Genomic DNA, 17,616 nt, shown 5'->3' on the forward strand with positions numbered 1-17,616 from the left:
TAAGCGATAGTTATGAGAGCGGGAGTGGGCCGTCCTCATAGACGGACGGCGACTCCGGCGCGTTAGTCAGTAGGTCCCACAGGGCCTCGGTGGCCGCGATCAGCGGCGCCGCATCCTGCGGACTGTTGCGGCGGTCCCAGTACCAGCCGTCCCCGTAGTAGCGCTGCGCGGCCGTGTGCGCGGCCAGATTGAGCGCCTCCTGCCCCCGGTGCGCCAGCGGCGGGATACGCTCTGACGCGTCAGGGGACGCCGCGAGCACCCGGTCATACAGGAGCCCGCACCCGATCCCCAGGTCCCCGCCCTGCCACGGCACGACCGTGAGACCGTCGACCTCGGCCAGCACATCCACGAGCACGGACGCCGGGCACGCCTTCGCCTGGACAACTACCCGCGCCGGATAGTCCTCATCCACGAAGCCCCGGAACCACTCGGGCAGCCAGTCGGCCCACCCCTGCCCGGGGCGGGCCGCGACAATCTCCACCTGCGGCCGGCCGTCCGCCCGCACGCCAGCGGCGGCGACGTAGGCGGCGCTACGGTCCACGGACACGTCCACCGCGTAGGTCACCGGCGCCTCATCCGGGATCACCCCCACCGGATCAGTACATGCGTCCCACACACCATCCGGGAACGGCCCCTCACGCATGGTCGTGACCCACTGGCACAAGCACTCGGTGCGGAACACGGGCTCCGGGTCGGTGGCCTCAGCGGACGCGAGCGACCCCTCGGCAATCGTGTACCCGAGCGACGGGTTCGCCTCAGCCCACCCGTCCCTGTCCGACGTCGCCCGCCCCGGGGCGGCAGACCACTCGAAGAGCCCGATCCCCGAGTCCTCGCCGCCACCCATAGTCACCACGGTCTCGTCAGCGTTGACCCCATCCGGGTCACCGAGACCCGCATGCGCCTTCCTCCGTAGCGTCATCAGCACCACGGACGCGTCATCGCCCGCGTTGGACAGTGTCCACGTCTGCGCCTTCGGCCGGGCTATCGTGGTCTTCGTGACCGCACCCCACGCGTCCCAGTTCGTGTGCTCGCGCAGCTCGTCCAGGATGATCAGGTCACCGGACAGGCCACGCGCACCCTTACGGGACGACGCCTTCACCTTGTACTTGGACTTGGCGCCGCCATAGTCGATTTCGAGGGCCTTCTTGCCGTTCGTCCTGTTCACGTTGGTGACGGCGGCAGCCAGCTCGTCCACGGACTCGGCGATATCCACGCACCCCGACCACAGCTCCTCGGCGATATCGAGATCCTGCGCCGTACCAATCAGCAGGCCAATACCGAGCACGTACATAGCCCACAAGCTGAGCACCTGCGCGAACGTCGACTTCCCGTTTTGTCTCGCCACCAGCAGGAGCACGGTCCGGTAGCGGAGCCGGGCACCGGCGGCGTCGACCTCCAGGGCACGAATCGCCAACTCCTGCTCCCACGGCAGCAGCCGCATCCCCAGCACGTCGTGCGCAAACTCGATCAGCGAGTACCCGTAGGACGTGTCTGGGGTCAGCTCGCGTGCCGCCGGGGTGCAGACGCGCGGCGTCGACCTGCCGAACCTGGTAGCGCCGGGGATCCGCAGCGGGCACTCCTCATGGGCGCGCCGCATCCAGTCGTCGAAGTAGGTGCCCTCGGGGCTAGACGGCTCGGAGGTTCGCGGTGCCCTTGCGGAGCGTTTCAAGCCGCCCATTGTTGGCCTTCTTGTCCTTCTTCTCCCACGCGGCCCGCATCTCCGGCGTCAGCCCGAGCCCCGCCGCCGTCTTCAAAAACAGCGACTCGGAGACGTTGTCGAAGCGGCCGTCCTCCACGATCGGGAAGTACGGGTCGTCGAGCCGGGCGGCGAGGCGCCGGAGCAGGGCGACGGCGGCGGCGTCAGCGTCGGTCAGCCATGACGCGCCCGCGAGCGCCCGCTCGACGGCGTCGACCATGCTGTCGGCCTTGTCCATTGGTACTCCTTATGTCCGCGCGACCCGGCCTGCCTCACGGGGAGGGGGAGCCCACTCCCCGCCCCCACCTGGCCGCCTGGTCACGGTTCGGTAACCTGGACGCCCCTACCCCCTGGTGCGGGGCGGCGCGCCTAGGATCGGCGGTGTGCGCCGTCGCGTCCCCGTTGCGGCGGCATCCCAGGATTGAGGAGGACCGGCATGTCGCTGCCGAACCAGAATATTGAGACCTACACGCGTAGTGGTTGTGTGGGGTGCTGTGTGTGTGAGGGTGGTAGCCGGAAGGTTGCGCGGACGGCTGTGTTGTGGACCTTGGGTATCTGCACGGCGGGATTGGGGCTGCTGGTGCTGCCGTTCTCGAAGTCGTGCGTGTACTGCGGCCACAATAAGTTCATGAATGCTCATTCGCCGCATGCGGCTGCGTGAGGCTCCGCTTCCGTGGTGCTCCCCAGTTTCGGGATTGGTTGCCGATGCTGGGGAGTGCCGCGCGTTTAACGCCTTTGGCCCGGTTGCAGTCTTGGTGGACGACCATGAGGTTGGCTGGGTCGAGGCGTAGCTCGGGGTGCGTAGCCCAGGGCTTGATGTGGTCGACGCTGGGTGCGTCGCCTGCGTTGGGGTTGCGGGTGTTCCAGTTGATTGGCTGTCCGCAGATCCCGCACGGTTTGTCTTGGTCGCGGGCTCGGACTTGGGCGGCGATGCGGCGCCAGGTGCGGGAGTCGCGGCGGAGCCGCCCCGGCTGGGCGGGGTTCATCGGCGCCGTCGGGGTTGGAATTGGTTGCCCCATTTGCGGATCTCGTCCTGGGCTCGGCGTTGCAGCTCGAGCGCGGGGTGGGGGATGGGCTCGCCTTTGGGTCCCTCGACTATGAGCCCGTCGGATTGGATCGCTCGGGTGGCGGCGCGCTCTACCGCGACCTGGCTGCAGTAGGCGTCGAGTGCTGGCCCGGCGATGCTGTCGTCGCCGTAGGTGTCGATGACTTCTTGCCAGATGGTGGCTACGTCGTCGGGTAGGTGTGTGGGTGGTGTGGGTGTCATCGGCGGCCTGTCTGTGGTGGGGCGCCGACGTGGCTGATGTGTCCGACGGCGATGGGCAGGGATGGTTGTACGGCGTCGATGCCGTCGATGTCGACGTTGGGGACGCCGTGGTCGCGGCGGTCGGTCTTGTCGACCGTGGCGAAGACGGCGTCGGCGAACGCGTCGAAGAGCCGACACCGGTCGGGGTCGTCCGTCATTTCGAATTGCTCGATGCGTGGGTTGAGGTTGAGGTTCATGCTCGTGGTGATGAGCACGTTCCACGCATCGTTGCGGATGGTGACGAATTTGGCGTGTGATTTGGTGGCGCGGATGTTTTCCGCGCCGAAGACGCTGGCGACGTCGACGGCGTTGGCCTGGCCGCGTTTGCGCCCGTTGTCCATCACGAAGCGGATGGACAGGAGCCTGCCGGAGTCGCGGAAGCGCTCGGCGGCTTCGATGTCGTAGAAGCCTGCGGACCATGTGCTGATGGTGACGTGGGCGGGTCCGGTGATGTGGAGGGTGGCGTCGATGAGGTCGAGGAGGCTGAATTGGCCCATGGTGAGGCCGCAGATGTCGACGCCGTGGGTGAAGCCTTGGATTGTGTCGGCCGCGTTGGCGGTTTTGCTGTAGCGCGCCCTGGTGGTGCGGGTTGGGCGGGTGTGTGCGGTGGGGGTGTTATTGTTGTGCATGTCGCCGACCTTCGGGGGTTGGTGGCCATGGCCCCGGCGTGTTGGCGCACGCGCGGGGCCGCTTGTTTCTTACGCCGCTAGTTTAGCGGGTTTTCCGTGCATTTTCAACGTTTGCGCCCTCTTTGGCACTCCCCGTTTTTGGGCGTACGGGACGCCCATTCCGTGACAGGGGTAGGTTATCACAGGGCGCGGCAATGTGGGTGTTAGGTGATGTCGCGCGGCACGTAGTCGATGCTCACGTTGTAGCCCTCGGCCATTAGGCACAGGGCGAGGATGCCGACGCAGGCGCGGTGTTCGCGGGCGGTCATGTCGAGGCCGGCCCGTTTGGCCTGCTCGTCTGTTGCGTAGACGCTTAGGGTGACCTCGTCGGGGTCGGGCTGGCCTGCGAGCTCGTCGAGGGTGGCGGTGAGGGTGGCGGTGACCCATGCGGCGCGCTTGTCGATGATGGCCCAGGCGGCGGCGGGGGCAGTCGTGCTTGTGGACCAGTCGCGGACGGACCGGGGGTTGACGTCGAGGGCATCTGCGAGGTCGCTTACGGAGACGCCGAGCGCTTCGCGCATGGTGCGGAAGTGTGCGGGGGTGCGGTGGTCCGGGTTGAGTCTGGGCACGGGAGACTCCTTGTGGATAGTGGGGCGCCCCGCCCTGCGCCCTGCTGGTGGCTGGTGGCTGGGCGGGGCGCCGAGGTCAATTGGAGGTGTGGGTGGCGATGAGTTTGCGGGCCGACTCGGCGGCGCCGAGTCCGAGGGGCTCGTCGGTGTCTCCTGCGTACCAGCGGGCGATGCTGCCGTCGCGGTAGAGCGCCATGGTCATGGTCCCGGCGCCCGCGGCGTCGAGGAAGATCTTGTGTGCACTCACGTAGCGGCCGCGGTGTGCGCGGAGGATGCCTTCGACGTTGCGGACGGCGTCGAGGTGCTGGCGGGTTACGGTGATGGGCTGCATAGCTATTGGCCCCTTTCTTGGGCTCATCTCGGTGGGCTTGTTCCCTCCCGACACCCCAATTCTATGACACCCGCTCTCGGATGTCAACCGTGTGGGCTATGCGGCTTCGCGTTCGCGTTTTTTCATGTCGCGCTTGTGTTTGTCTACGCGGGCGTTGAGGCTGCCCAGGTTGACGTCGCGCTTGTCTGGTGCCTTGGGTCGGCTGGTGACTTCGCCGCGGTGGATCCATTGGCGGAGGAGGTCTGCGCTGATGGTGGGGTGCAGGTCTCTTGCCTCTTCGCGGGTTACCCACGCGTCGGCGTCGTCCGTGGTGGTGATGGTGTGGTGTCTGGTGGCGTCGATGATGTCGCCGTCGGGGTACCACTGCTGGCAGTTGGTGCATTGGCGGCTGTCGGTGAGGCCGCGCCGTGTGGCGGCCTGTTGCAGTTGGCCGCCGCATGCGGGGCAGCGGTGGTCGGGGTCGGTGGCGTCGGCGTGTCCGGTGGCGGTGGCGACGCGGGCATAGATGGGCTGTAGCTCGTCCAGGAAGTCTGCCCATTCGTTTGGGTGCTGCGCCTCGGCCTGGGGTGCGATGGTGGCGAGCCAGGTTAGGGCGCGGCGTCGCCGGTATCGGCGTATGCGGGCTTGCTTGTGGAGCGTCTGCCTTTTGTCTGTCTGGGGGAAGCCGGGGTACCAGGTGGTGAAGAAGTCGGCCCAGATGGTTGCCCAGGTGCGGATGCCGGCGGCGGTGCGGGCGTCGGCGGGCTCATCCTCACTGTCGACGCGGATTCCGAAGGGCACCTGCCCGGCGGTGTCGCCGGGGTGGGCGGGGTTGGGGCGTGGGCTGCGCGGCTGGCCCCTGCCCTGCTCCAGCTCGCGGAGGAGGGGCAGCCATTGGGCTAGGTCTGTGAGCATGCGTGCGGGTGTGGTCATTGGCTGGTCCTCCTGGTGCTAGTTGAGGTGCAGGCCGCCGGGGGCCGGCTTGGCGGTGACGCGGGTGGTGATGATGGCGTCGCGCTCGGGTAGTGGCGTCCGGAGGCGGAGCGGCTTCCCGGTGGGCATCTGCTGGATGTCGTCGAGGCCGTTGATGGCGGCGAGGAGCGTCTCGACGATGCAGTGGGTCTCGGTGTTGATCCTGGCGACGATGTCGTCTCCGCCGTTGGGGGTCGGGTCGGTGAATGTGAGGCGGGCTTCCGCCTCCCAGGGTGTGGTGTAGTCGGCGTCGACGGTGATTGTGATGCGCATGGTTTACCTTTCTGCGAGTAGGTCCAGTAGTGCTGTGATGTAGTGGTAGGCGTTGTCGCGGAGCTCGCGCTCGGCCTCCCGGCGTTCGCGGACGGACAGGGATGGGGCGGTGACGCGGGCTACGAGGGTGGCGGCTTGGTGTGCCCGGGCGGATGAGCCGAGGGTGACGGCTGGCCGGATCTCTGGCGTGGGGTGAATGGGGCTGTAGGGGTTGTCGTAGGTCACTGCTCCTCCTGAGTGGCGGGCTGGTAGGTGGCGGCGAAGATGCCCGGCTTGCACGGGTAAAACTCGCCTTGGACGCCTCGGATCACGCAGTCGCCCCAGTCGACGGTCATGTCGCCCTCCAGGGTGTGGATGACGAGGTTGCCGTCGTCGTCGCGCTCGGCGCTGGCCGCGTCGCCTATCCAGTCGAGGATGTCGAGCGCGCCGGCGAGGCTGCCGTCGTATTGGATGGCGTCGATGGTGACGGGCTTCTTGGTGTATTTGCGTGGCTGGTTCACTTGTGGTTCTCCTGGGCGTGGTTGACGATGGCGTGTGCGGTAGCGAGGGTGTTGTGGGTCACTGGTCCTCCTGGCTGGTGAGGTCGTCGAGGGTGTTGGTGAGCTGGTGGGCGGCTTCGAGGATGTCGCTCCGGCGGGTCGTGGCGAGGGCCGAGTCGTAGCCCTTGCGGCGGATTGCGTCGCGGTAGGCGCGGACGGCGCCGGTCAGGGGGGTGAGGATCTTGTCGGGGATGAGTACGGCGGTGTCGTCGGTGATGGTTACGTCGTCGTCGGGGGCGCACAGGTAGAGGCCGCCGCGGTCGTCGGGGGCGTCGTCGAGGTGGATGCGGACAAGGCATTCGGTGGATTCGACGTCGGCGACCAGGTGGGCGTTTCCGTGGGATACGACGCGCATTCCCGGGTGCACGTGAATTGCGGGAATGTCCCGTGTCGTGACCATTCTGTGGCAGTGCGCGTCGACGAGGCCGGGCGTGTCGTCGTCGGCGGCCTGGTCGGTGGCGAGCTCCTGGGCGTAGGCGATGTGGCCGATGGCCTGGTTGAGGGTGTCGCAGGCCTCGATGAGGGTTTCGAGGGCCCGGAGGAGGGCGTCGCGGGTGCTGTTGATGGCGGCGGCGAGGTCGCCGGTGCTGGTGGTGGTCATGGTGGGTGTGTTCCTCTCAGGTTTGTACCGGGCTTTGTTTTGGGGTCTTGGCGGGCCGATCTTGGGCCGACCCTTACCGGGGTAGGGGCGGGGCGTTTTCTCCCCGCCTAGGGGGCAGCCGCGCAGGATTTGGGCATGTTCCGTCCCGGCGGCCGCCCCCAGGGTCGCGGGCGGTGTCCTAGAACGGCACGCTCTCGGTGCTGCCGCCCTGGGTGGCCCACGGGTCGCCGGAGGCGCCTCCGGCGGGGGCGTCCCAGCCACCCCCGCCCTGCTGCTGGGGCTGCCCGCCGGGCTGGCCCTGCTGGCCGCGGGGCGCGTTCCTGGTCACCTGCGCCCTGGCGTAGCGCAGGGAGGGGCCGATCTCGTCGATCTGCATCTCGATCACCGACCGGTCCTGCCCGTCGCGGGTCGTGTACCGGCGCTGCACGAGGCGGCCGGTGGCGATCACGCGCATCCCCTTGCGCAGGGACTCGGCGGCGTTCTCGGCGGCCTCCTGCCACAGGGAGCCGCGCAGCCACAGGGTCTCGCCGTCGACCCACTGGCCGGTGGCCTGGTCGTAGCGGCGGGGCGTGTCCGCGATCGTCAGGGATGCGACGGCCTTCCCGGACGGCGTGAACTTCAGCTCGGGGTCGGCGGCGAGGTTGCCGGTGATGGTGACGGTGTTGTGCGCCATGGTGGTTGCTTCCTTTCGGTGGGGTTCTGCGGATTGGTTGGCGTGTTGGCGGTGCCAGGCGGCTTGCTCGGCGTCGTGCTCGGCCCACATCGCCCGGATGCTGCGGGCTCTGGGCGCCATGCGGGCGAGGTCCTCGGGGCGGTACAGGATCGGGCTCACCGGGGGATCCCCTTGCGGGCGGCGATGGCCGCGAGCACGGCGCGGGCCTTCTCCGGGCCCACGAGGTTGTCCATCGCGATCTCGGGCGGGGGCGGCTGCCGTCCGATGGCCTGCCACGCCAGGCGCTCGGCGTCGGCGCGGTCGTGGCCGGTGCCGATGGCGCGCCGGGCCGCCACCAGCCACCGGTTCGCCGTGTCGGGCTCCCGGTCGAGGCCTGCGGGGCGGAGCGGCCCGTGGGCGTCCTCCTCGGCCCTGATCCGCTCCGAGCGGCCCTTGCGGATCGCCTGGGCGAGGTGCTCGACGTTGATCTGCCAGGCCCGGCCCGCGTCCTGCCAGGCCCGGATCGCCGCACGGCAGGCGGGCCGCAGCTCGCCGGTGTCGGGGCCGCCCGGCACCTGGTCGTTGAGGTAGTCGGCCCACACGGGGCCCTGGGCGTCGCGGGCTGTGGTGGCTCCGGCGGCGACGAGGTAGGTCACGGCGTCGGCGGCGTCCCTGGGGGTGATCATGCTTGGCCTCCTGCGATGAGTCGCAGCGCGTCGCCCTGGGGGTTGGCGGCCTGCTGCTGCCGGGTGATCTGGTCGGCTTGGGCTCGCATGTCGGCGAGCACTTGGGCCTGGTTGCGGTAGCCCTGCTGGCGCTGCTGGCGGGCGTCGGCGTCGTCCTGGCATCTCCTGGCCCAGGTCTTCCAGGTGCGGGTCCAGCTGGCCTTGCGGCCCCTGGCTCCGGGGGTGGATAGCCAGTAGTCGCGGAACTTTTCGACTTCGCGGTCGGTGGCGGCGGCTGGGCACTCGGCCCTGGTCCAGGCCACGAGGTCGGGGGGCGGCTGCCAGTCCTCCGGGAGGCGGGTGCCGTGAGCCGTCGAGGCCTTCGGCTTAGGTGCCGGTGCGTCGACGTCGAGCATGCCGTCGGCGCCGTCGTCGTGGGGGGGGGCTCACTCCCCGCGTCAGCGGGGAGTGAGGGGGAGTTCCCCTGTTCCCCTGTTCCCCTGTTCCCCTGTTCCCCTGTTCCAGGCGGCATCTCGCCGCAACTTGCCGCAGCTTGCGGCGGATTGGCGGGGTCGGAGAGTTTTTCGCACCATTCCGCCGGTTTCCCTTCGGCTGATGCAGGGAACTTCGAGACTTTATCGTCCCGTGTCCTTTGGTGCTTCTCCCACGATGGAATCTCGAAGAAGCCGCGTCCCGCGACCTCGTAGAAAACCACGCCGTAAGTTGCGGCAACTTGCCGCAAGACGCCGCGGATGTCCGCAAACTCCCCACGAGACAGCACACTGATGTCGTCGTTGGGGAAGATCGCGCCTTCTATCTCCTTGAGGTTGCAGGTGCCATGCCCGGTGTCGTCAGCGCAGCACCACAGGCCGATATAGGCCAGGCGGGCCACTGCCGACGCCTTGGCGGTGTCTGGCGAGTCGAAGAACTCCGGCTTGATCGTTCGAATCCTCATGATCCCGCCTCCGACGTGTCGGGTGTGGTGATCGGGTACAGGGGCAGGATGCGGATCCCGCCCCGCTCCCTCCGCCACAGGCCGTGCTCGACCAGCTGCTCCGCGTCCAGGTCGTCGGCGTACATGTCGACGATCACGTCAGGCACGTACCAGTCCGTGCACTGCTCCTCGGCCCACAGGAGGCACTGGAGCCAGGCGGCGAGGGCGCCGCTCGTGCACGCGGCGATGCCCGGGTGGGTCAGTACGCGCGTGGGGATAGTGACCATGCTGCTCACGGCTGCTCCTCGGTGTCGTGGAGGGTGTGGGCGAGCCAGGCGGTGGCCGTGGTGGCGACCTGTAGTAGTGCGTCCGCGAGGTCCTCGTCGTGATCTGCGGGAGTGTCTGCGACCATGCCCACCTGCGTGATCAGCCAGTCGGCCCGGTCGTCGTCCGACATGTCCGGGCGGTACGGGGAGACCTTGTGGGCGCGGCGGTACTCGGCGCGCACCAGCTCCCATACGGTGCGGATCGAGACGTTGAGGATCTCGGAGATCCACCAGGCCGCCCAGGCCGCGGTCCTGACCAGTCCGCTCTGCCGGGTCGGCGCCCATGAGGTGCTGCATGCCTGCCCGGCAGCGGCGGCGAGGACGCCGATGCTGTAGGCGCGGTGGTGTCCGGGCGGGGCGGGGAGGTCTCCGGGCCAGTGCCGGAGGGTGTGGTCGATGGCCCGGTCGAGCGTGTCGGATGGTGCGCTGGTGGCGGTCATGATGCCTCCTCGGGTGTGGTGATGGTGGTCGCCCAGGTGGTGGCGTGCATGGCCAGCGCTATGAGGGCGCCGGCGCGGCCCTCAGTGAGGCGGGCGACCTGGCCGAGCGCGTCCACGAGCACGCCGAGCCGCTCGGTGTCCGCCCACGGGGCCAGGACGTCCAGCGTCCGGCTGGCCCGGTCGTAGGCGTCACGGATGGCCTGCACGGGGTCCGTGACGCCCTCATCGGCCGCCCACAGGACGCACCGGTAGGCGAGGCAGTCGAGCAGCCACCGCCTGTGTGCGAGGGCTACTGGCGTGCGCGGGCTGCGGATCGCCCCGGACCGCTCCCGGGCGGTGAGCCCGTCGGCGACCTGCCCCACCAGGGCGGTGATGTCCGCCAGGCCGTGGGGGATGGGTCCGCGTGGCGGCGGGAGCGTGAGCGGGCGTAGTGCGGCGTCCAGCGGGTGGCTCATGACTCCACCTCCGCGTCGGGGTCTGCTGCGAGCTGCTGCACGGCCCACTCGACCTCGGCGGGCGTGGGGCGCCCGCCCTCGCGTGCGAGGCTGTCGGTGAGCTGGTAGGCGGCGGTCTCGTGGATCTCGGGGTAGTACTCCCAGACCTCGCCGCAGTGGCGGGTGCGTAGGTCGCGGGTGTAGTCCGCGGCGAGGACCTGGATGGCGGCCCAGTAGGAGGGTGATCCGATGGGGGCGCTCATGCCTGCGCCTCCTCTGCGTGGTCGTCGTCGGAGAGGAGGCCCGGCCACTTGTCGCGGGGGTCCGGCACCGGGGCGGGGGCGCCAGGAGAGCCCATGAGGACCGGCATGATGAGTGCGATCGTGTCATCGCCGAGCGTGATGACGGTGGGGCGGCGGTCGCCGCCGGACGCCCAGATGGCGGCGGCCTCGACGTCCTCGGCGGTACCGAGTAGGCCGGCCAGCTGGCGGGGGTCGTAGCAGGTAGGGCCGTCAGTGGCGGCGGCGGTGGTCTTGCCCCACAGCTTGTCGAGGCCCGGCCACTCGTCGAGGGGCCGCACCTTGCCGGTGACGGTGACCTCGGTGTCTCCGTGGATGGTGGCGTGGATGTGCTCGCCGTCGTCGCTGGCCCGGAGGCTGACTGTCCAGTCCTTGGCGGGGTCGTCCTTGGTGATCCACGCCTCCTCGTAGTCGGACTCCGCCACCGGCACGGGGTCGGGGATGAGGCGGCGGGCGGCGGTGAGGGTCTCGGCGGGGATGACGGCGTCGAGGCTGGCGTTGTCGGCGTCGAGCGGGTGGCGGGTGCGGATGACCCGGTACCGGTCGCTGGCCTCCATGAGCAGGTGCTTGCCGTCGGCCCAGGCGTGCACGCAGTGCAGGGCCGGCGTCTCTAGCGGGTCGGTGGAGACGGCGGCGGTCGCGCGGTCGGTGAGGCGGGCGAAGGTGCGGGCGGGGATGGTCACGGTCATGGCTGGGTCTCCTCTGTGAGTAGGTCGAGCAGTCCGCCGTCGTCGGCGGGCACGGTGGTGTGGTTGCGTCGCCAGGCATGGGCTAGGCGGGTGCGCCAGCACTGCCCGCCGGTGAGGGACTGGCTGGCGTGGCGGGTGCCGCACGAGGGGCAGCGGGTCGCCGCTGGCGCGGGGTGGGCGAGCAGGCGGGCTACGGCGTCGACCTTGCGGGCCGTGCGCTCCCCGTCGCCGTCGCCGTTGTGGGCGGGGCGGTTGAGGCCGCCCGCCTGGATGGCGAGGGCCGCGAGGGCCGCCTCGGTGTCGGTGATCTCGGCTCCGGCCTGGAGCTTGATAAGCGCCAGCCGGATAGGCGGGGCGTGCCGCTCAGGCTCAGACAGGACGGTCACGTGGTGGTCCCAGTGGTTGGAGGCGGCAGAGTCGCGCGTGTATACGCCGTTGCGGTCGGGGATGCCGTAGTTGAGCTCCCGGCAGTCGTGGCAGTAGGCGAAGGTCTGCGAGGCGCTCATGCGGCCACCTGCTCGTCCGCGTCGTCCTCGTCGGCGAGGTACACCATCGGTGTGATGATCAGCGTCACCCGGTGCCAGCCCTCCCGCATGTCCCGGTCCGGCGCCCCCGTGTACATGTGTGGCCCGTCCAGGTGGCGGCTGTCGTCGTCCGGCAGCACCCGGGCGTCCACCAGGCCGTCGACCAGCGCTTTGACGGTGGGGTAGGTGTTGGCGGGGTCGACGCGCCGGCGGAAGCGGCCATGGATGTAGGCGTCGATGCGGGCGCGGGGCATGGCGGGGATGCGTGCCCGGCGGGCCTCCCATCCCGCACGCTCCCGCAGACGGCGTGTGCGGCGGGCCTTCTCGGCCCAGTGGAGGCGCCCGGCGGGGCCGTTGGAGGTGATCCACTCGCCCTTGGGCACCAGAATTGATAACTTATACGCCATTAGATGACATCCCCTAAAAACTTGCCGTAATAGTTTCGTGCCGCGTCTTGCGCGGTGGGGCCGGTGGTGCCGGTGCACAGCGACCCGACAGTCAGCGTGCGGCTCATATCCACGCCTCCCAGTCCTCGGTGGGGAGACCCACGGTGTCGGCCCAGTCGACGGCGGCGAGCGCGTCCGCGTCGTCACGCCAGCCGGGCATTAGGGCGATGGCGTCGCAGTCGGCGAGCATCCGCAGGCAGGCCCGCGACCTCGCCATCTCGGCCGTGTCGCCGGGGCGTGCGCCACTGGTGACGGTGCTGGTGGCGATTGCTGCGGGGACGCGCACGTCATGGCCCGCGGCGCGGAGCTGCGTCACCGGGTCGGCGTCGGTGTAGTCGTGTCCTGCGAGGTAGAGCCTCATGCCGCCTCACCGCCCCACAGGTCCATGGGCTGCTCCGCCAGTCGGCGGGCGATGATCTCGCAGTACCGCTCCTCGATCTCCACGCCGATGGCGTAGCGGCCGAGGTTGCGGGCCGCGACTAGGGTCGCCCCCCTCCCGCGAAGGGGTCAGCGATGGTGCCGGGCGGGCACAGGCCGATGAGCTGCTCCATGAGCCCGACCGGCTTCGGCGTCGGGTGGCCGAGCTTGGCGGCCTCGCCGCCTGCGCCTCCGCGCGCCTCACGGGTGGTGTAGACGGCGCCACGCCGGTGGCGGCCGGTGGCTGTGATGTCCCAGCCGCGGCCGATGACGTGCACCTGCTCGTAGTTGGTGCCCCACGGCATGGTCAGGTCGCCCATGCCTGGACCTGCGGCGGCCTTGTGCCAGATGAGGCGCATCACCTCACCGTCTGGCGGCTGGACCGACCAGCGGCCGAACGCCAGGCCCGGCTTCTCGGCGCCCCATAGGGCAAGTGCGGCGTCCCGCATGTCGGTGCTCTCGTCGCCCACGATGGGGGCGTCGTCACGGAGCTTGACCTGCCCGTTGCGGTATCGCATGCCGTAGGGCGGGTCGGTGACCAGTACGTCACCGGTCAGCCAGTCGGTGATCTCCCGGCAGTCACCGTGGTAGAGGGTCACCAGATCATCGCTGTAGTAGGGGGTGATCATGCTGGGTCTCCTGTCCCTAGGCCGCGGCGGGCCAGGGCGGCCGCCTCCGTGTCTGTCATCGGGCGGACCGGGCACACGCACCGGATCCGCGGGGTACGCCCGTGCACGAGCGTGATGTCGGGGCGGGCTGTGAGCACGAGCCGCCGCTCACGCAGTGCCCGGGCGACCGCCCCCTGGGCCTCGGTGACCCAGTGCGCCTGCGGGATGGATGAGGCTGCCGGGATGGCGGACTCCCACACGTACCGGGTCGGCGTGGCCGGCACCTCGGGCTCCTGCGCCTCGGCCCGCCGCAGCTTGGCGGCGCAGGAGCTGCACCGGCCGTGCCCGTGGCACGTGAGCGTGCCGGGCCACTCCGCCCGCCGGACGTGGCTGGGCCGCATCGGGCGGCCACAGTCCACGCACGGGACGGGCCCCTGCGACCAGTCGATGCGGGCGCTCATGCGACCGTCTCCTCTCCGATGATCTCGGCGCCGTCCATGGCGTCAGTGGTGGTGTCCTCAACGTCCACGCCGTCGTCGTCGACCACCTCGGCGTCCACGGCGTCCACGGTGTCGCTGTCGGCGGTGGATGCGGCTAGCTGGCTGTCGAGCCAGGCCCGGTAGGCGTCGGGTGTGGCGTCGACGCCCGCGGCCTCGGCCTCGGCCGCGAGCCGCTGGACCGTCGCGTCGCTGCTGTCGTAGCGGTGGACGGTCAGCCACTCGGCGATCAGCCGCTCACGCCCCGACGGGGCGCCCTGCGCGGGCTGCGGCTGGGGCTGCTCGGCGGCGGCAGCCTGGTCCGCCTGCTGCATCTCCTCCGCCGTGTAGATCCCCGACAGGTCCATCGGGCACGCCTTGCGCAGCGCCTGCGCCTCCGCGCACTTGCCGAGCATCGTCATCGGCATGCGCGCCCACATGCCCGTCGGGCTGCCGTCGCGGCCGGTCTGCGCGTACTCAGACAGGTACGCGGTCGCCTCGTAGGTGCCGTCACCGAGCCTGACGGTGACCCTGGCGGCGAGGGGCGCCACCCCGGCGGGGAGCACCGGCCGGAAGTCGCCCGTGCGGGGGTCGGCGTACTCGGCGGCGGAGATCGACAGTGGCACGCCCATGCGCTCGGCGCGGCGGGCCGCCACCAGGCGCAGGCCGTCGATACCGGTCTGGATTGTCTGCTTGGTGCGGCCGCTGCGCCGGTCGTAGCGGCCGATCATGTACAGCTGCCGGGCGAAAGGGTCCAATCCGGTGCGCTGGGCCTGGTGGAGGAAGACGGCGAGGTCGGCGGGTGACGCGTCGGCGACGCCGAGCTGCTGGAGGGCGGCGACCTGCGCGGGCGTCCACTCGGTCTGGTCGGCGCGGATGGTGAGGTCGGTGCCGGTCATGCCGCCACCCTCTCGGTCTCGTCCAAGGCGGGCAGGTAGTTACTCATTGGGGTTGGTCCCTTCAGGATCGTCATAGGAGATGGTTATGAATGCGGTTCCGGCTGCGGCGGACACCAGGGCGGCGACATTGGACACGCCGTGCAGGGCGGAGGCCACAGCCCCCACAGCCCCCAGGACGAGCAGCGCCCAGCCGACAAAGGCGATGAATCGGTCAGTCACGGGTCACGCCTCCGGCATCCCGGCGACCCACGCCTTGAGGTCCTCGCGGAGAATCCGAATGTTGCGGCCGATGCGGCGCGCCGGCAGCGGCGGCAGCTCGCCCGCGCCGCCGGTGGAGCGGATGGCCCGCCGGATCTGGTCCTCGGACAATTCCGTGATCTTGGCGGCCGTCTTGACAGTGACGGAGATCTTCTCCGGGTCGTCGGTGCTCATGCCGCCACCCCCTCGTCGAGCGTGTAGCGGCCGGTCGTGAAGCCCTCGATCAGGTCGGCCTGCCCGGGGCCGGTGATCTTCGGCGTGGTCTTCTCGACCTCACCGTGACCGGTAGTGATCAGGGTGACCACCGAGCGCACGTAGCCGCGCTCCAGCGCCCACTTCGTCGGCGCATTCCACAACGCGCCCTGGTTGCGGCACAGCCACCCGTGCCCACGCAGCCACCGGAAAAGCTGCGCCTGGTTGACGGGCACGCCCTCCTGCGTGATCGCGTCGGCGACCTGCTTCACCAGCAGCTCCCCACCGGACGCGGAGATGGCCTTGCCGAGGCGCGTGTGCGGGCGATCCTCCTCAACCTGCGCCTCCAGCGCCGCACGCTTCGCACGCTCCTCCTTCAGGCTGGTCGCCAGGCCGATGATGAAGTCCGGGTCGGTCAGCGCTTTCTCGACCGCGGCGGGGGTGAGGTAGCCGCCCCGCTGCCGGATCGACGGCAGCACCTCATCAGTGATCCACGCCTGAAACTTCAGCGCGTCGGGCTTGTCAGAGCGGAGGATGACCCGGTACATGCCGGACTCGTTGACGATGGTCGCCTGCTGAGTCCGCCCCAGGGAGTCCTGGATGGGGTGAGTTCGGCTCACCCCATCCCCCAGGCGCTCCGCCACCTTGGCCGGTGAGGTCAAGCCCAGCACCTTGCAAAGGTCAGCGAGGACGAACCAGGGAGCGCCGTCGATGACGATCACGCGGACGTTCTGGCCGTCGAAGTCAAACAGGCTGGGCGCGTCAGCCTCGGCGTTGCCGCTGTTGACGTTGGGTACGTCGGCTTCGGTGATGATCCCGCTCATCAGTGGGCCTCCTTGGCGGTGATGCGGGCGATGGTCAGGGCGAGGTCACGGAAGACGCTGTACGGCTCTCCGTGTCGGGGGCTGCTGGTAGGCTGGGACATGAGATTTCCTTTCTCTCGCCCCCGTCGGGTTCCGTCCGGCGGGGGCACTCTTTTGTGGGTCAGGCCGCCTCGGTCTCGGCGGCGTGGGTGGCGCGGTACCGGGTATCGGCCTCGTCGATCAGTGCGGCGGCGGTCGTGCCCAGCTCGGCCGCCACATCCACCAGCTCGGCGGCGGAGAACGCCACCTGACCGCGCGCCTTCCGCCCGAACACGTTCGGGTGCATGTGGAGGCGGCGGGCCATCTCGGCCTGGCTGATGTGGGCTCGGCTGAGTTCTGCGCGGACGACGCCGGAGACCTCCTGGTCGATGCCACAGAACCTAATTGGGTTTCGGCTCATGCGAGCATGTTAGAACCCGATTGGGTTCTAACGGAACCTAATTGGGTTGCGTTTTGGTGACGGATGCGGGATGATCGGGGCATGGCCCACGCAAAGCAACTCCGCACAGTCGACCGCCTAGCCCAGTCGCTCCTTGCCGACGCGGTACGCAGCGCCGGCGTCAAGCACGCGGACATCGGCGCTAGGACCGGCCTGTCCCAGAACCGGGTATCGAAGATCCTGCGCCTGGACACACCGCCCGCCACCGTCGGCGAGATCGCAGCCATCGCGGGCGCCATCGGGTACAGCGCCGCCGAGATAATCGGGCGAGCGGAGGCAATCGCCGCCAGCGATCCCGACTGGGCCGACGTCGTGCAGATCGACGATCAGGAGCCCAGTGGCGACGCCGAGGTGGTGCAGCTGCGGCCAGGCTGGCCCGAGGGACTCCCCCCGGCCGAGGAGCTGGCCGCACAGGACCAGCCGGGCGCCGAGCAGGAGGACGAGGAGGGCATGTGGACGCCCTAGCCCGCGAGCACACACAAATAGCGGCCCCGCTTGTAATCCGGCGATTACAAGCGGGGCCGCAATACATGTCAGTGGTCGGGGCTAGCGTCCCCCGGTCGTGAGACCATCCCTAGATGCCGTGCTCGCCACCGCCGCCGGGCAGGGTGTGGCCGTGAGGTGGCTGCCTCTCGCCGGCACGGGCTGGCGCGGCTGCTACCACCAGCCCACCCGCACCATCTACCTGCGCGCGGGCATGAGCGACCGCCTCGCCGTGGCGACGCTCATGCACGAGCTGGAGCACGCGGCCCGTGGGGACGACGGACACCAGGGCCGGGCGGTGGAGGCACGGATCGACCGGGCCGTGGCGTGCAGGCTCATCACGCCGTCGGAGTACCGGGCTGCGGAGGCGCTGGTGGGGCCGCACCCGGGGGCGCTGGCCGTCGAGCTGGACGTGCCCCGGTGGGTGGTGGACGCGTACCGGACCACCCTCCGGTAGGTCACGGTCAGGCCACAGACGAGATGGCTAGCACAGTGGCTATCATCCGCCCGACCCGGCACCTCGCCCCTGTTGGTGGCCCCGCATGATGACGCGGAAAAACATGGAGCCGCGTGTCGGACTCGAACCGACGACCTGCTGTTTACAAGACAGCTGCTCTACCAACTGAGCTAACGCGGCA

Annotated in this window: 32 protein-coding genes, 1 tRNA gene and 1 pseudogene; 2 read left to right on the forward strand and 32 right to left on the reverse strand. The window is 69.7% G+C overall.

What is annotated here, in order from left to right; translation table 11 throughout:
- Positions 1-10 precede the first annotated feature (10 nt).
- From CWT12_RS12335 to CWT12_RS12480, 31 genes and pseudogenes are all read right to left on the reverse strand, one after another.
- A complete protein-coding gene (locus CWT12_RS12335; protein WP_161925042.1) occupies positions 11-1,669 on the reverse strand; it encodes a terminase in 1,659 nt (552 codons plus the stop codon).
- Positions 1,626-1,934 (reverse strand): terminase small subunit, encoded by a 309-nt coding sequence (locus CWT12_RS12340; protein WP_161925043.1) that lies wholly within the window; start codon positions 1,932-1,934, stop codon positions 1,626-1,628. Before CWT12_RS12340 ends, CWT12_RS12335 begins: the two co-directional genes overlap by 44 nt.
- A 388-nt stretch (positions 1,935-2,322) precedes the next feature.
- The gene (locus CWT12_RS14790) at positions 2,323-2,715 is read right to left on the reverse strand and encodes an HNH endonuclease (protein WP_442862533.1); all 393 of its coding nucleotides are present in this window, start codon (positions 2,713-2,715) and stop codon (positions 2,323-2,325) included.
- Positions 2,679-2,963: a P27 family phage terminase small subunit gene (locus tag CWT12_RS12350; RefSeq protein ID WP_161925045.1), complete on the reverse strand. Its 285-nt coding sequence runs from the start codon at positions 2,961-2,963 to the stop codon at positions 2,679-2,681. The genes CWT12_RS14790 and CWT12_RS12350 overlap by 37 nt, the downstream gene beginning before the upstream one ends.
- Positions 2,960-3,631 carry a hypothetical protein gene (locus tag CWT12_RS12355; protein ID WP_161925046.1) on the reverse strand — a complete coding sequence of 224 codons (672 nt, stop codon included), beginning with the start codon at positions 3,629-3,631 and terminating at the stop codon, positions 2,960-2,962. The genes CWT12_RS12350 and CWT12_RS12355 overlap by 4 nt, the downstream gene beginning before the upstream one ends.
- Before the next feature lie 203 nt (positions 3,632-3,834).
- Positions 3,835-4,239 (reverse strand): helix-turn-helix domain-containing protein, encoded by a 405-nt coding sequence (locus tag CWT12_RS12360; protein WP_161925047.1) that lies wholly within the window; start codon positions 4,237-4,239, stop codon positions 3,835-3,837.
- Between the two features lie 76 nt (positions 4,240-4,315).
- Positions 4,316-4,570 carry a hypothetical protein gene (locus CWT12_RS12365; protein WP_161925048.1) on the reverse strand — a complete coding sequence of 85 codons (255 nt, stop codon included), beginning with the start codon at positions 4,568-4,570 and terminating at the stop codon, positions 4,316-4,318.
- 96 nt (positions 4,571-4,666) lie between these two features.
- The gene (locus CWT12_RS12370; RefSeq protein ID WP_161925049.1) at positions 4,667-5,482 is read right to left on the reverse strand and encodes a hypothetical protein; all 816 of its coding nucleotides are present in this window, start codon (positions 5,480-5,482) and stop codon (positions 4,667-4,669) included.
- Positions 5,483-5,500: 18 nt separating this feature from the next.
- On the reverse strand, positions 5,501-5,794 hold the full coding sequence (locus CWT12_RS12375; protein ID WP_161925050.1) for a hypothetical protein: 294 nt from the start codon (positions 5,792-5,794) through the stop codon (positions 5,501-5,503).
- 3 nt (positions 5,795-5,797) lie between these two features.
- Positions 5,798-6,019 (reverse strand): hypothetical protein, encoded by a 222-nt coding sequence (locus CWT12_RS12380; protein WP_161925051.1) that lies wholly within the window; start codon positions 6,017-6,019, stop codon positions 5,798-5,800.
- Positions 6,016-6,294, reverse strand: coding sequence for a hypothetical protein (locus tag CWT12_RS12385; RefSeq protein WP_161925052.1), 279 nt, complete (start codon positions 6,292-6,294; stop codon positions 6,016-6,018). The genes CWT12_RS12380 and CWT12_RS12385 overlap by 4 nt, the downstream gene beginning before the upstream one ends.
- 58 nt (positions 6,295-6,352) lie before the next feature.
- The gene (locus CWT12_RS12390) at positions 6,353-6,934 is read right to left on the reverse strand and encodes a hypothetical protein (protein ID WP_161925053.1); all 582 of its coding nucleotides are present in this window, start codon (positions 6,932-6,934) and stop codon (positions 6,353-6,355) included.
- 178 nt (positions 6,935-7,112) lie between these two features.
- Positions 7,113-7,607, reverse strand: coding sequence for a single-stranded DNA-binding protein (gene ssb, locus CWT12_RS12395; RefSeq protein ID WP_161925489.1), 495 nt, complete (start codon positions 7,605-7,607; stop codon positions 7,113-7,115).
- Positions 7,608-7,762: 155 nt separating this feature from the next.
- Positions 7,763-8,272 carry a hypothetical protein gene (locus CWT12_RS12400; protein ID WP_161925054.1) on the reverse strand — a complete coding sequence of 170 codons (510 nt, stop codon included), beginning with the start codon at positions 8,270-8,272 and terminating at the stop codon, positions 7,763-7,765.
- Positions 8,269-8,667 carry a hypothetical protein gene (locus CWT12_RS12405; RefSeq protein WP_161925055.1) on the reverse strand — a complete coding sequence of 133 codons (399 nt, stop codon included), beginning with the start codon at positions 8,665-8,667 and terminating at the stop codon, positions 8,269-8,271. The genes CWT12_RS12400 and CWT12_RS12405 overlap by 4 nt, the downstream gene beginning before the upstream one ends.
- 535 nt (positions 8,668-9,202) lie before the next feature.
- Positions 9,203-9,481: a hypothetical protein gene (locus CWT12_RS12410; RefSeq protein WP_161925056.1), complete on the reverse strand. Its 279-nt coding sequence runs from the start codon at positions 9,479-9,481 to the stop codon at positions 9,203-9,205.
- Positions 9,478-9,951: a hypothetical protein gene (locus CWT12_RS12415; protein WP_161925057.1), complete on the reverse strand. Its 474-nt coding sequence runs from the start codon at positions 9,949-9,951 to the stop codon at positions 9,478-9,480. Before CWT12_RS12415 ends, CWT12_RS12410 begins: the two co-directional genes overlap by 4 nt.
- Positions 9,948-10,406, reverse strand: coding sequence for a hypothetical protein (locus CWT12_RS12420; protein ID WP_161925058.1), 459 nt, complete (start codon positions 10,404-10,406; stop codon positions 9,948-9,950). Before CWT12_RS12420 ends, CWT12_RS12415 begins: the two co-directional genes overlap by 4 nt.
- Positions 10,403-10,648 carry a hypothetical protein gene (locus CWT12_RS12425; RefSeq protein WP_161925059.1) on the reverse strand — a complete coding sequence of 82 codons (246 nt, stop codon included), beginning with the start codon at positions 10,646-10,648 and terminating at the stop codon, positions 10,403-10,405. The genes CWT12_RS12420 and CWT12_RS12425 overlap by 4 nt, the downstream gene beginning before the upstream one ends.
- Complete coding sequence (locus tag CWT12_RS12430; protein ID WP_161925060.1) at positions 10,645-11,373, reverse strand: hypothetical protein; 729 nt, start codon at positions 11,371-11,373, stop codon at positions 10,645-10,647. Before CWT12_RS12430 ends, CWT12_RS12425 begins: the two co-directional genes overlap by 4 nt.
- Entirely contained in the window at positions 11,370-11,879 is a 510-nt protein-coding gene (locus tag CWT12_RS12435; protein WP_161925061.1) for a hypothetical protein, read from the reverse strand. Before CWT12_RS12435 ends, CWT12_RS12430 begins: the two co-directional genes overlap by 4 nt.
- Positions 11,876-12,304 carry a hypothetical protein gene (locus CWT12_RS12440; protein ID WP_161925062.1) on the reverse strand — a complete coding sequence of 143 codons (429 nt, stop codon included), beginning with the start codon at positions 12,302-12,304 and terminating at the stop codon, positions 11,876-11,878. Before CWT12_RS12440 ends, CWT12_RS12435 begins: the two co-directional genes overlap by 4 nt.
- A gap of 103 nt (positions 12,305-12,407) precedes the next feature.
- On the reverse strand, positions 12,408-12,704 hold the full coding sequence (locus CWT12_RS12445) for a DUF4406 domain-containing protein (RefSeq protein WP_161925063.1): 297 nt from the start codon (positions 12,702-12,704) through the stop codon (positions 12,408-12,410).
- Positions 12,701-12,799 (reverse strand): annotated as a pseudogene (locus CWT12_RS14795) (hypothetical protein); the annotation flags it as partial. The gene CWT12_RS12445 and the pseudogene CWT12_RS14795, both read right to left, overlap by 4 nt.
- 23 nt (positions 12,800-12,822) lie before the next feature.
- The gene (locus CWT12_RS12450; protein WP_202616213.1) at positions 12,823-13,389 is read right to left on the reverse strand and encodes a site-specific DNA-methyltransferase; all 567 of its coding nucleotides are present in this window, start codon (positions 13,387-13,389) and stop codon (positions 12,823-12,825) included.
- Positions 13,386-13,829 carry a hypothetical protein gene (locus tag CWT12_RS12455; RefSeq protein ID WP_161925064.1) on the reverse strand — a complete coding sequence of 148 codons (444 nt, stop codon included), beginning with the start codon at positions 13,827-13,829 and terminating at the stop codon, positions 13,386-13,388. Before CWT12_RS12455 ends, CWT12_RS12450 begins: the two co-directional genes overlap by 4 nt.
- Positions 13,826-14,743, reverse strand: a complete 918-nt coding sequence (gene bet, locus CWT12_RS12460) for a phage recombination protein Bet (protein ID WP_161925065.1) — start codon at positions 14,741-14,743, stop codon at positions 13,826-13,828. The genes CWT12_RS12455 and bet overlap by 4 nt, the downstream gene beginning before the upstream one ends.
- A 39-nt stretch (positions 14,744-14,782) precedes the next feature.
- Entirely contained in the window at positions 14,783-14,962 is a 180-nt protein-coding gene (locus tag CWT12_RS12465) for a hypothetical protein (RefSeq protein ID WP_161925066.1), read from the reverse strand.
- 3 nt (positions 14,963-14,965) lie between these two features.
- A complete protein-coding gene (locus CWT12_RS12470) occupies positions 14,966-15,175 on the reverse strand; it encodes a helix-turn-helix domain-containing protein (protein WP_161925067.1) in 210 nt (69 codons plus the stop codon).
- Positions 15,172-16,017: a phage antirepressor gene (locus tag CWT12_RS12475; RefSeq protein ID WP_161925068.1), complete on the reverse strand. Its 846-nt coding sequence runs from the start codon at positions 16,015-16,017 to the stop codon at positions 15,172-15,174. Before CWT12_RS12475 ends, CWT12_RS12470 begins: the two co-directional genes overlap by 4 nt.
- A gap of 160 nt (positions 16,018-16,177) precedes the next feature.
- Positions 16,178-16,456, reverse strand: coding sequence for a helix-turn-helix domain-containing protein (locus CWT12_RS12480; RefSeq protein WP_161925069.1), 279 nt, complete (start codon positions 16,454-16,456; stop codon positions 16,178-16,180).
- 81 nt (positions 16,457-16,537) lie between these two features.
- Here CWT12_RS12480 and CWT12_RS12485 point away from each other — a divergent pair, with 81 nt between their 5' ends.
- Positions 16,538-16,960 carry a helix-turn-helix domain-containing protein gene (locus CWT12_RS12485; protein ID WP_161925070.1) on the forward strand — a complete coding sequence of 141 codons (423 nt, stop codon included), beginning with the start codon at positions 16,538-16,540 and terminating at the stop codon, positions 16,958-16,960.
- 97 nt (positions 16,961-17,057) lie between these two features.
- Complete coding sequence (locus tag CWT12_RS12490; RefSeq protein ID WP_161925071.1) at positions 17,058-17,435, forward strand: ImmA/IrrE family metallo-endopeptidase; 378 nt, start codon at positions 17,058-17,060, stop codon at positions 17,433-17,435.
- Positions 17,436-17,539: 104 nt separating this feature from the next.
- Here CWT12_RS12490 and CWT12_RS12495 read toward each other — a convergent pair.
- A tRNA-Thr gene (locus CWT12_RS12495) sits at positions 17,540-17,615 on the reverse strand.
- Between the last annotated feature and the right edge of the window lies 1 nt (position 17,616).

The organism is Actinomyces sp. 432 (genome assembly GCF_009930875.1).
In the GTDB taxonomy this organism is placed as follows: domain Bacteria; phylum Actinomycetota; class Actinomycetes; order Actinomycetales; family Actinomycetaceae; genus Actinomyces.

Excerpts from the sequence above, each read along its gene's own strand:
- CWT12_RS12340 (WP_161925043.1), bottom strand. The coding sequence starts at position 1,934 with ATGGACAAGGCCGACAGCATGGTCGACGCCGTCGAGCGGGCGCTCGCG.
- CWT12_RS14790 (WP_442862533.1), bottom strand. The coding sequence starts at position 2,715 with ATGGGGCAACCAATTCCAACCCCGACGGCGCCGATGAACCCCGCCCAG.
- CWT12_RS12350 (WP_161925045.1), bottom strand. The coding sequence starts at position 2,963 with ATGACACCCACACCACCCACACACCTACCCGACGACGTAGCCACCATC.
- CWT12_RS12355 (WP_161925046.1), bottom strand. The coding sequence starts at position 3,631 with ATGCACAACAATAACACCCCCACCGCACACACCCGCCCAACCCGCACC.
- CWT12_RS12365 (WP_161925048.1), bottom strand. The coding sequence starts at position 4,570 with ATGCAGCCCATCACCGTAACCCGCCAGCACCTCGACGCCGTCCGCAAC.
- CWT12_RS12370 (WP_161925049.1), bottom strand. The coding sequence starts at position 5,482 with ATGACCACACCCGCACGCATGCTCACAGACCTAGCCCAATGGCTGCCC.
- CWT12_RS12375 (WP_161925050.1), bottom strand. The coding sequence starts at position 5,794 with ATGCGCATCACAATCACCGTCGACGCCGACTACACCACACCCTGGGAG.
- CWT12_RS12390 (WP_161925053.1), bottom strand. The coding sequence starts at position 6,934 with ATGACCACCACCAGCACCGGCGACCTCGCCGCCGCCATCAACAGCACC.
- ssb (WP_161925489.1), bottom strand. The coding sequence starts at position 7,607 with ATGGCGCACAACACCGTCACCATCACCGGCAACCTCGCCGCCGACCCC.
- CWT12_RS12400 (WP_161925054.1), bottom strand. The coding sequence starts at position 8,272 with ATGATCACCCCCAGGGACGCCGCCGACGCCGTGACCTACCTCGTCGCC.
- CWT12_RS12405 (WP_161925055.1), bottom strand. The coding sequence starts at position 8,667 with ATGCTCGACGTCGACGCACCGGCACCTAAGCCGAAGGCCTCGACGGCT.
- CWT12_RS12415 (WP_161925057.1), bottom strand. The coding sequence starts at position 9,951 with ATGACCGCCACCAGCGCACCATCCGACACGCTCGACCGGGCCATCGAC.
- CWT12_RS12420 (WP_161925058.1), bottom strand. The coding sequence starts at position 10,406 with ATGAGCCACCCGCTGGACGCCGCACTACGCCCGCTCACGCTCCCGCCG.
- CWT12_RS12425 (WP_161925059.1), bottom strand. The coding sequence starts at position 10,648 with ATGAGCGCCCCCATCGGATCACCCTCCTACTGGGCCGCCATCCAGGTC.
- CWT12_RS12430 (WP_161925060.1), bottom strand. The coding sequence starts at position 11,373 with ATGACCGTGACCATCCCCGCCCGCACCTTCGCCCGCCTCACCGACCGC.
- CWT12_RS12435 (WP_161925061.1), bottom strand. The coding sequence starts at position 11,879 with ATGAGCGCCTCGCAGACCTTCGCCTACTGCCACGACTGCCGGGAGCTC.
- CWT12_RS12440 (WP_161925062.1), bottom strand. The coding sequence starts at position 12,304 with ATGGCGTATAAGTTATCAATTCTGGTGCCCAAGGGCGAGTGGATCACC.
- CWT12_RS12445 (WP_161925063.1), bottom strand. The coding sequence starts at position 12,704 with ATGAGGCTCTACCTCGCAGGACACGACTACACCGACGCCGACCCGGTG.
- CWT12_RS12450 (WP_202616213.1), bottom strand. The coding sequence starts at position 13,389 with ATGATCACCCCCTACTACAGCGATGATCTGGTGACCCTCTACCACGGT.
- CWT12_RS12455 (WP_161925064.1), bottom strand. The coding sequence starts at position 13,829 with ATGAGCGCCCGCATCGACTGGTCGCAGGGGCCCGTCCCGTGCGTGGAC.
- bet (WP_161925065.1), bottom strand. The coding sequence starts at position 14,743 with ATGACCGGCACCGACCTCACCATCCGCGCCGACCAGACCGAGTGGACG.
- CWT12_RS12470 (WP_161925067.1), bottom strand. The coding sequence starts at position 15,175 with ATGAGCACCGACGACCCGGAGAAGATCTCCGTCACTGTCAAGACGGCC.
- CWT12_RS12475 (WP_161925068.1), bottom strand. The coding sequence starts at position 16,017 with ATGAGCGGGATCATCACCGAAGCCGACGTACCCAACGTCAACAGCGGC.
- CWT12_RS12480 (WP_161925069.1), bottom strand. The coding sequence starts at position 16,456 with ATGAGCCGAAACCCAATTAGGTTCTGTGGCATCGACCAGGAGGTCTCC.
- CWT12_RS12485 (WP_161925070.1), top strand. The coding sequence starts at position 16,538 with ATGGCCCACGCAAAGCAACTCCGCACAGTCGACCGCCTAGCCCAGTCG.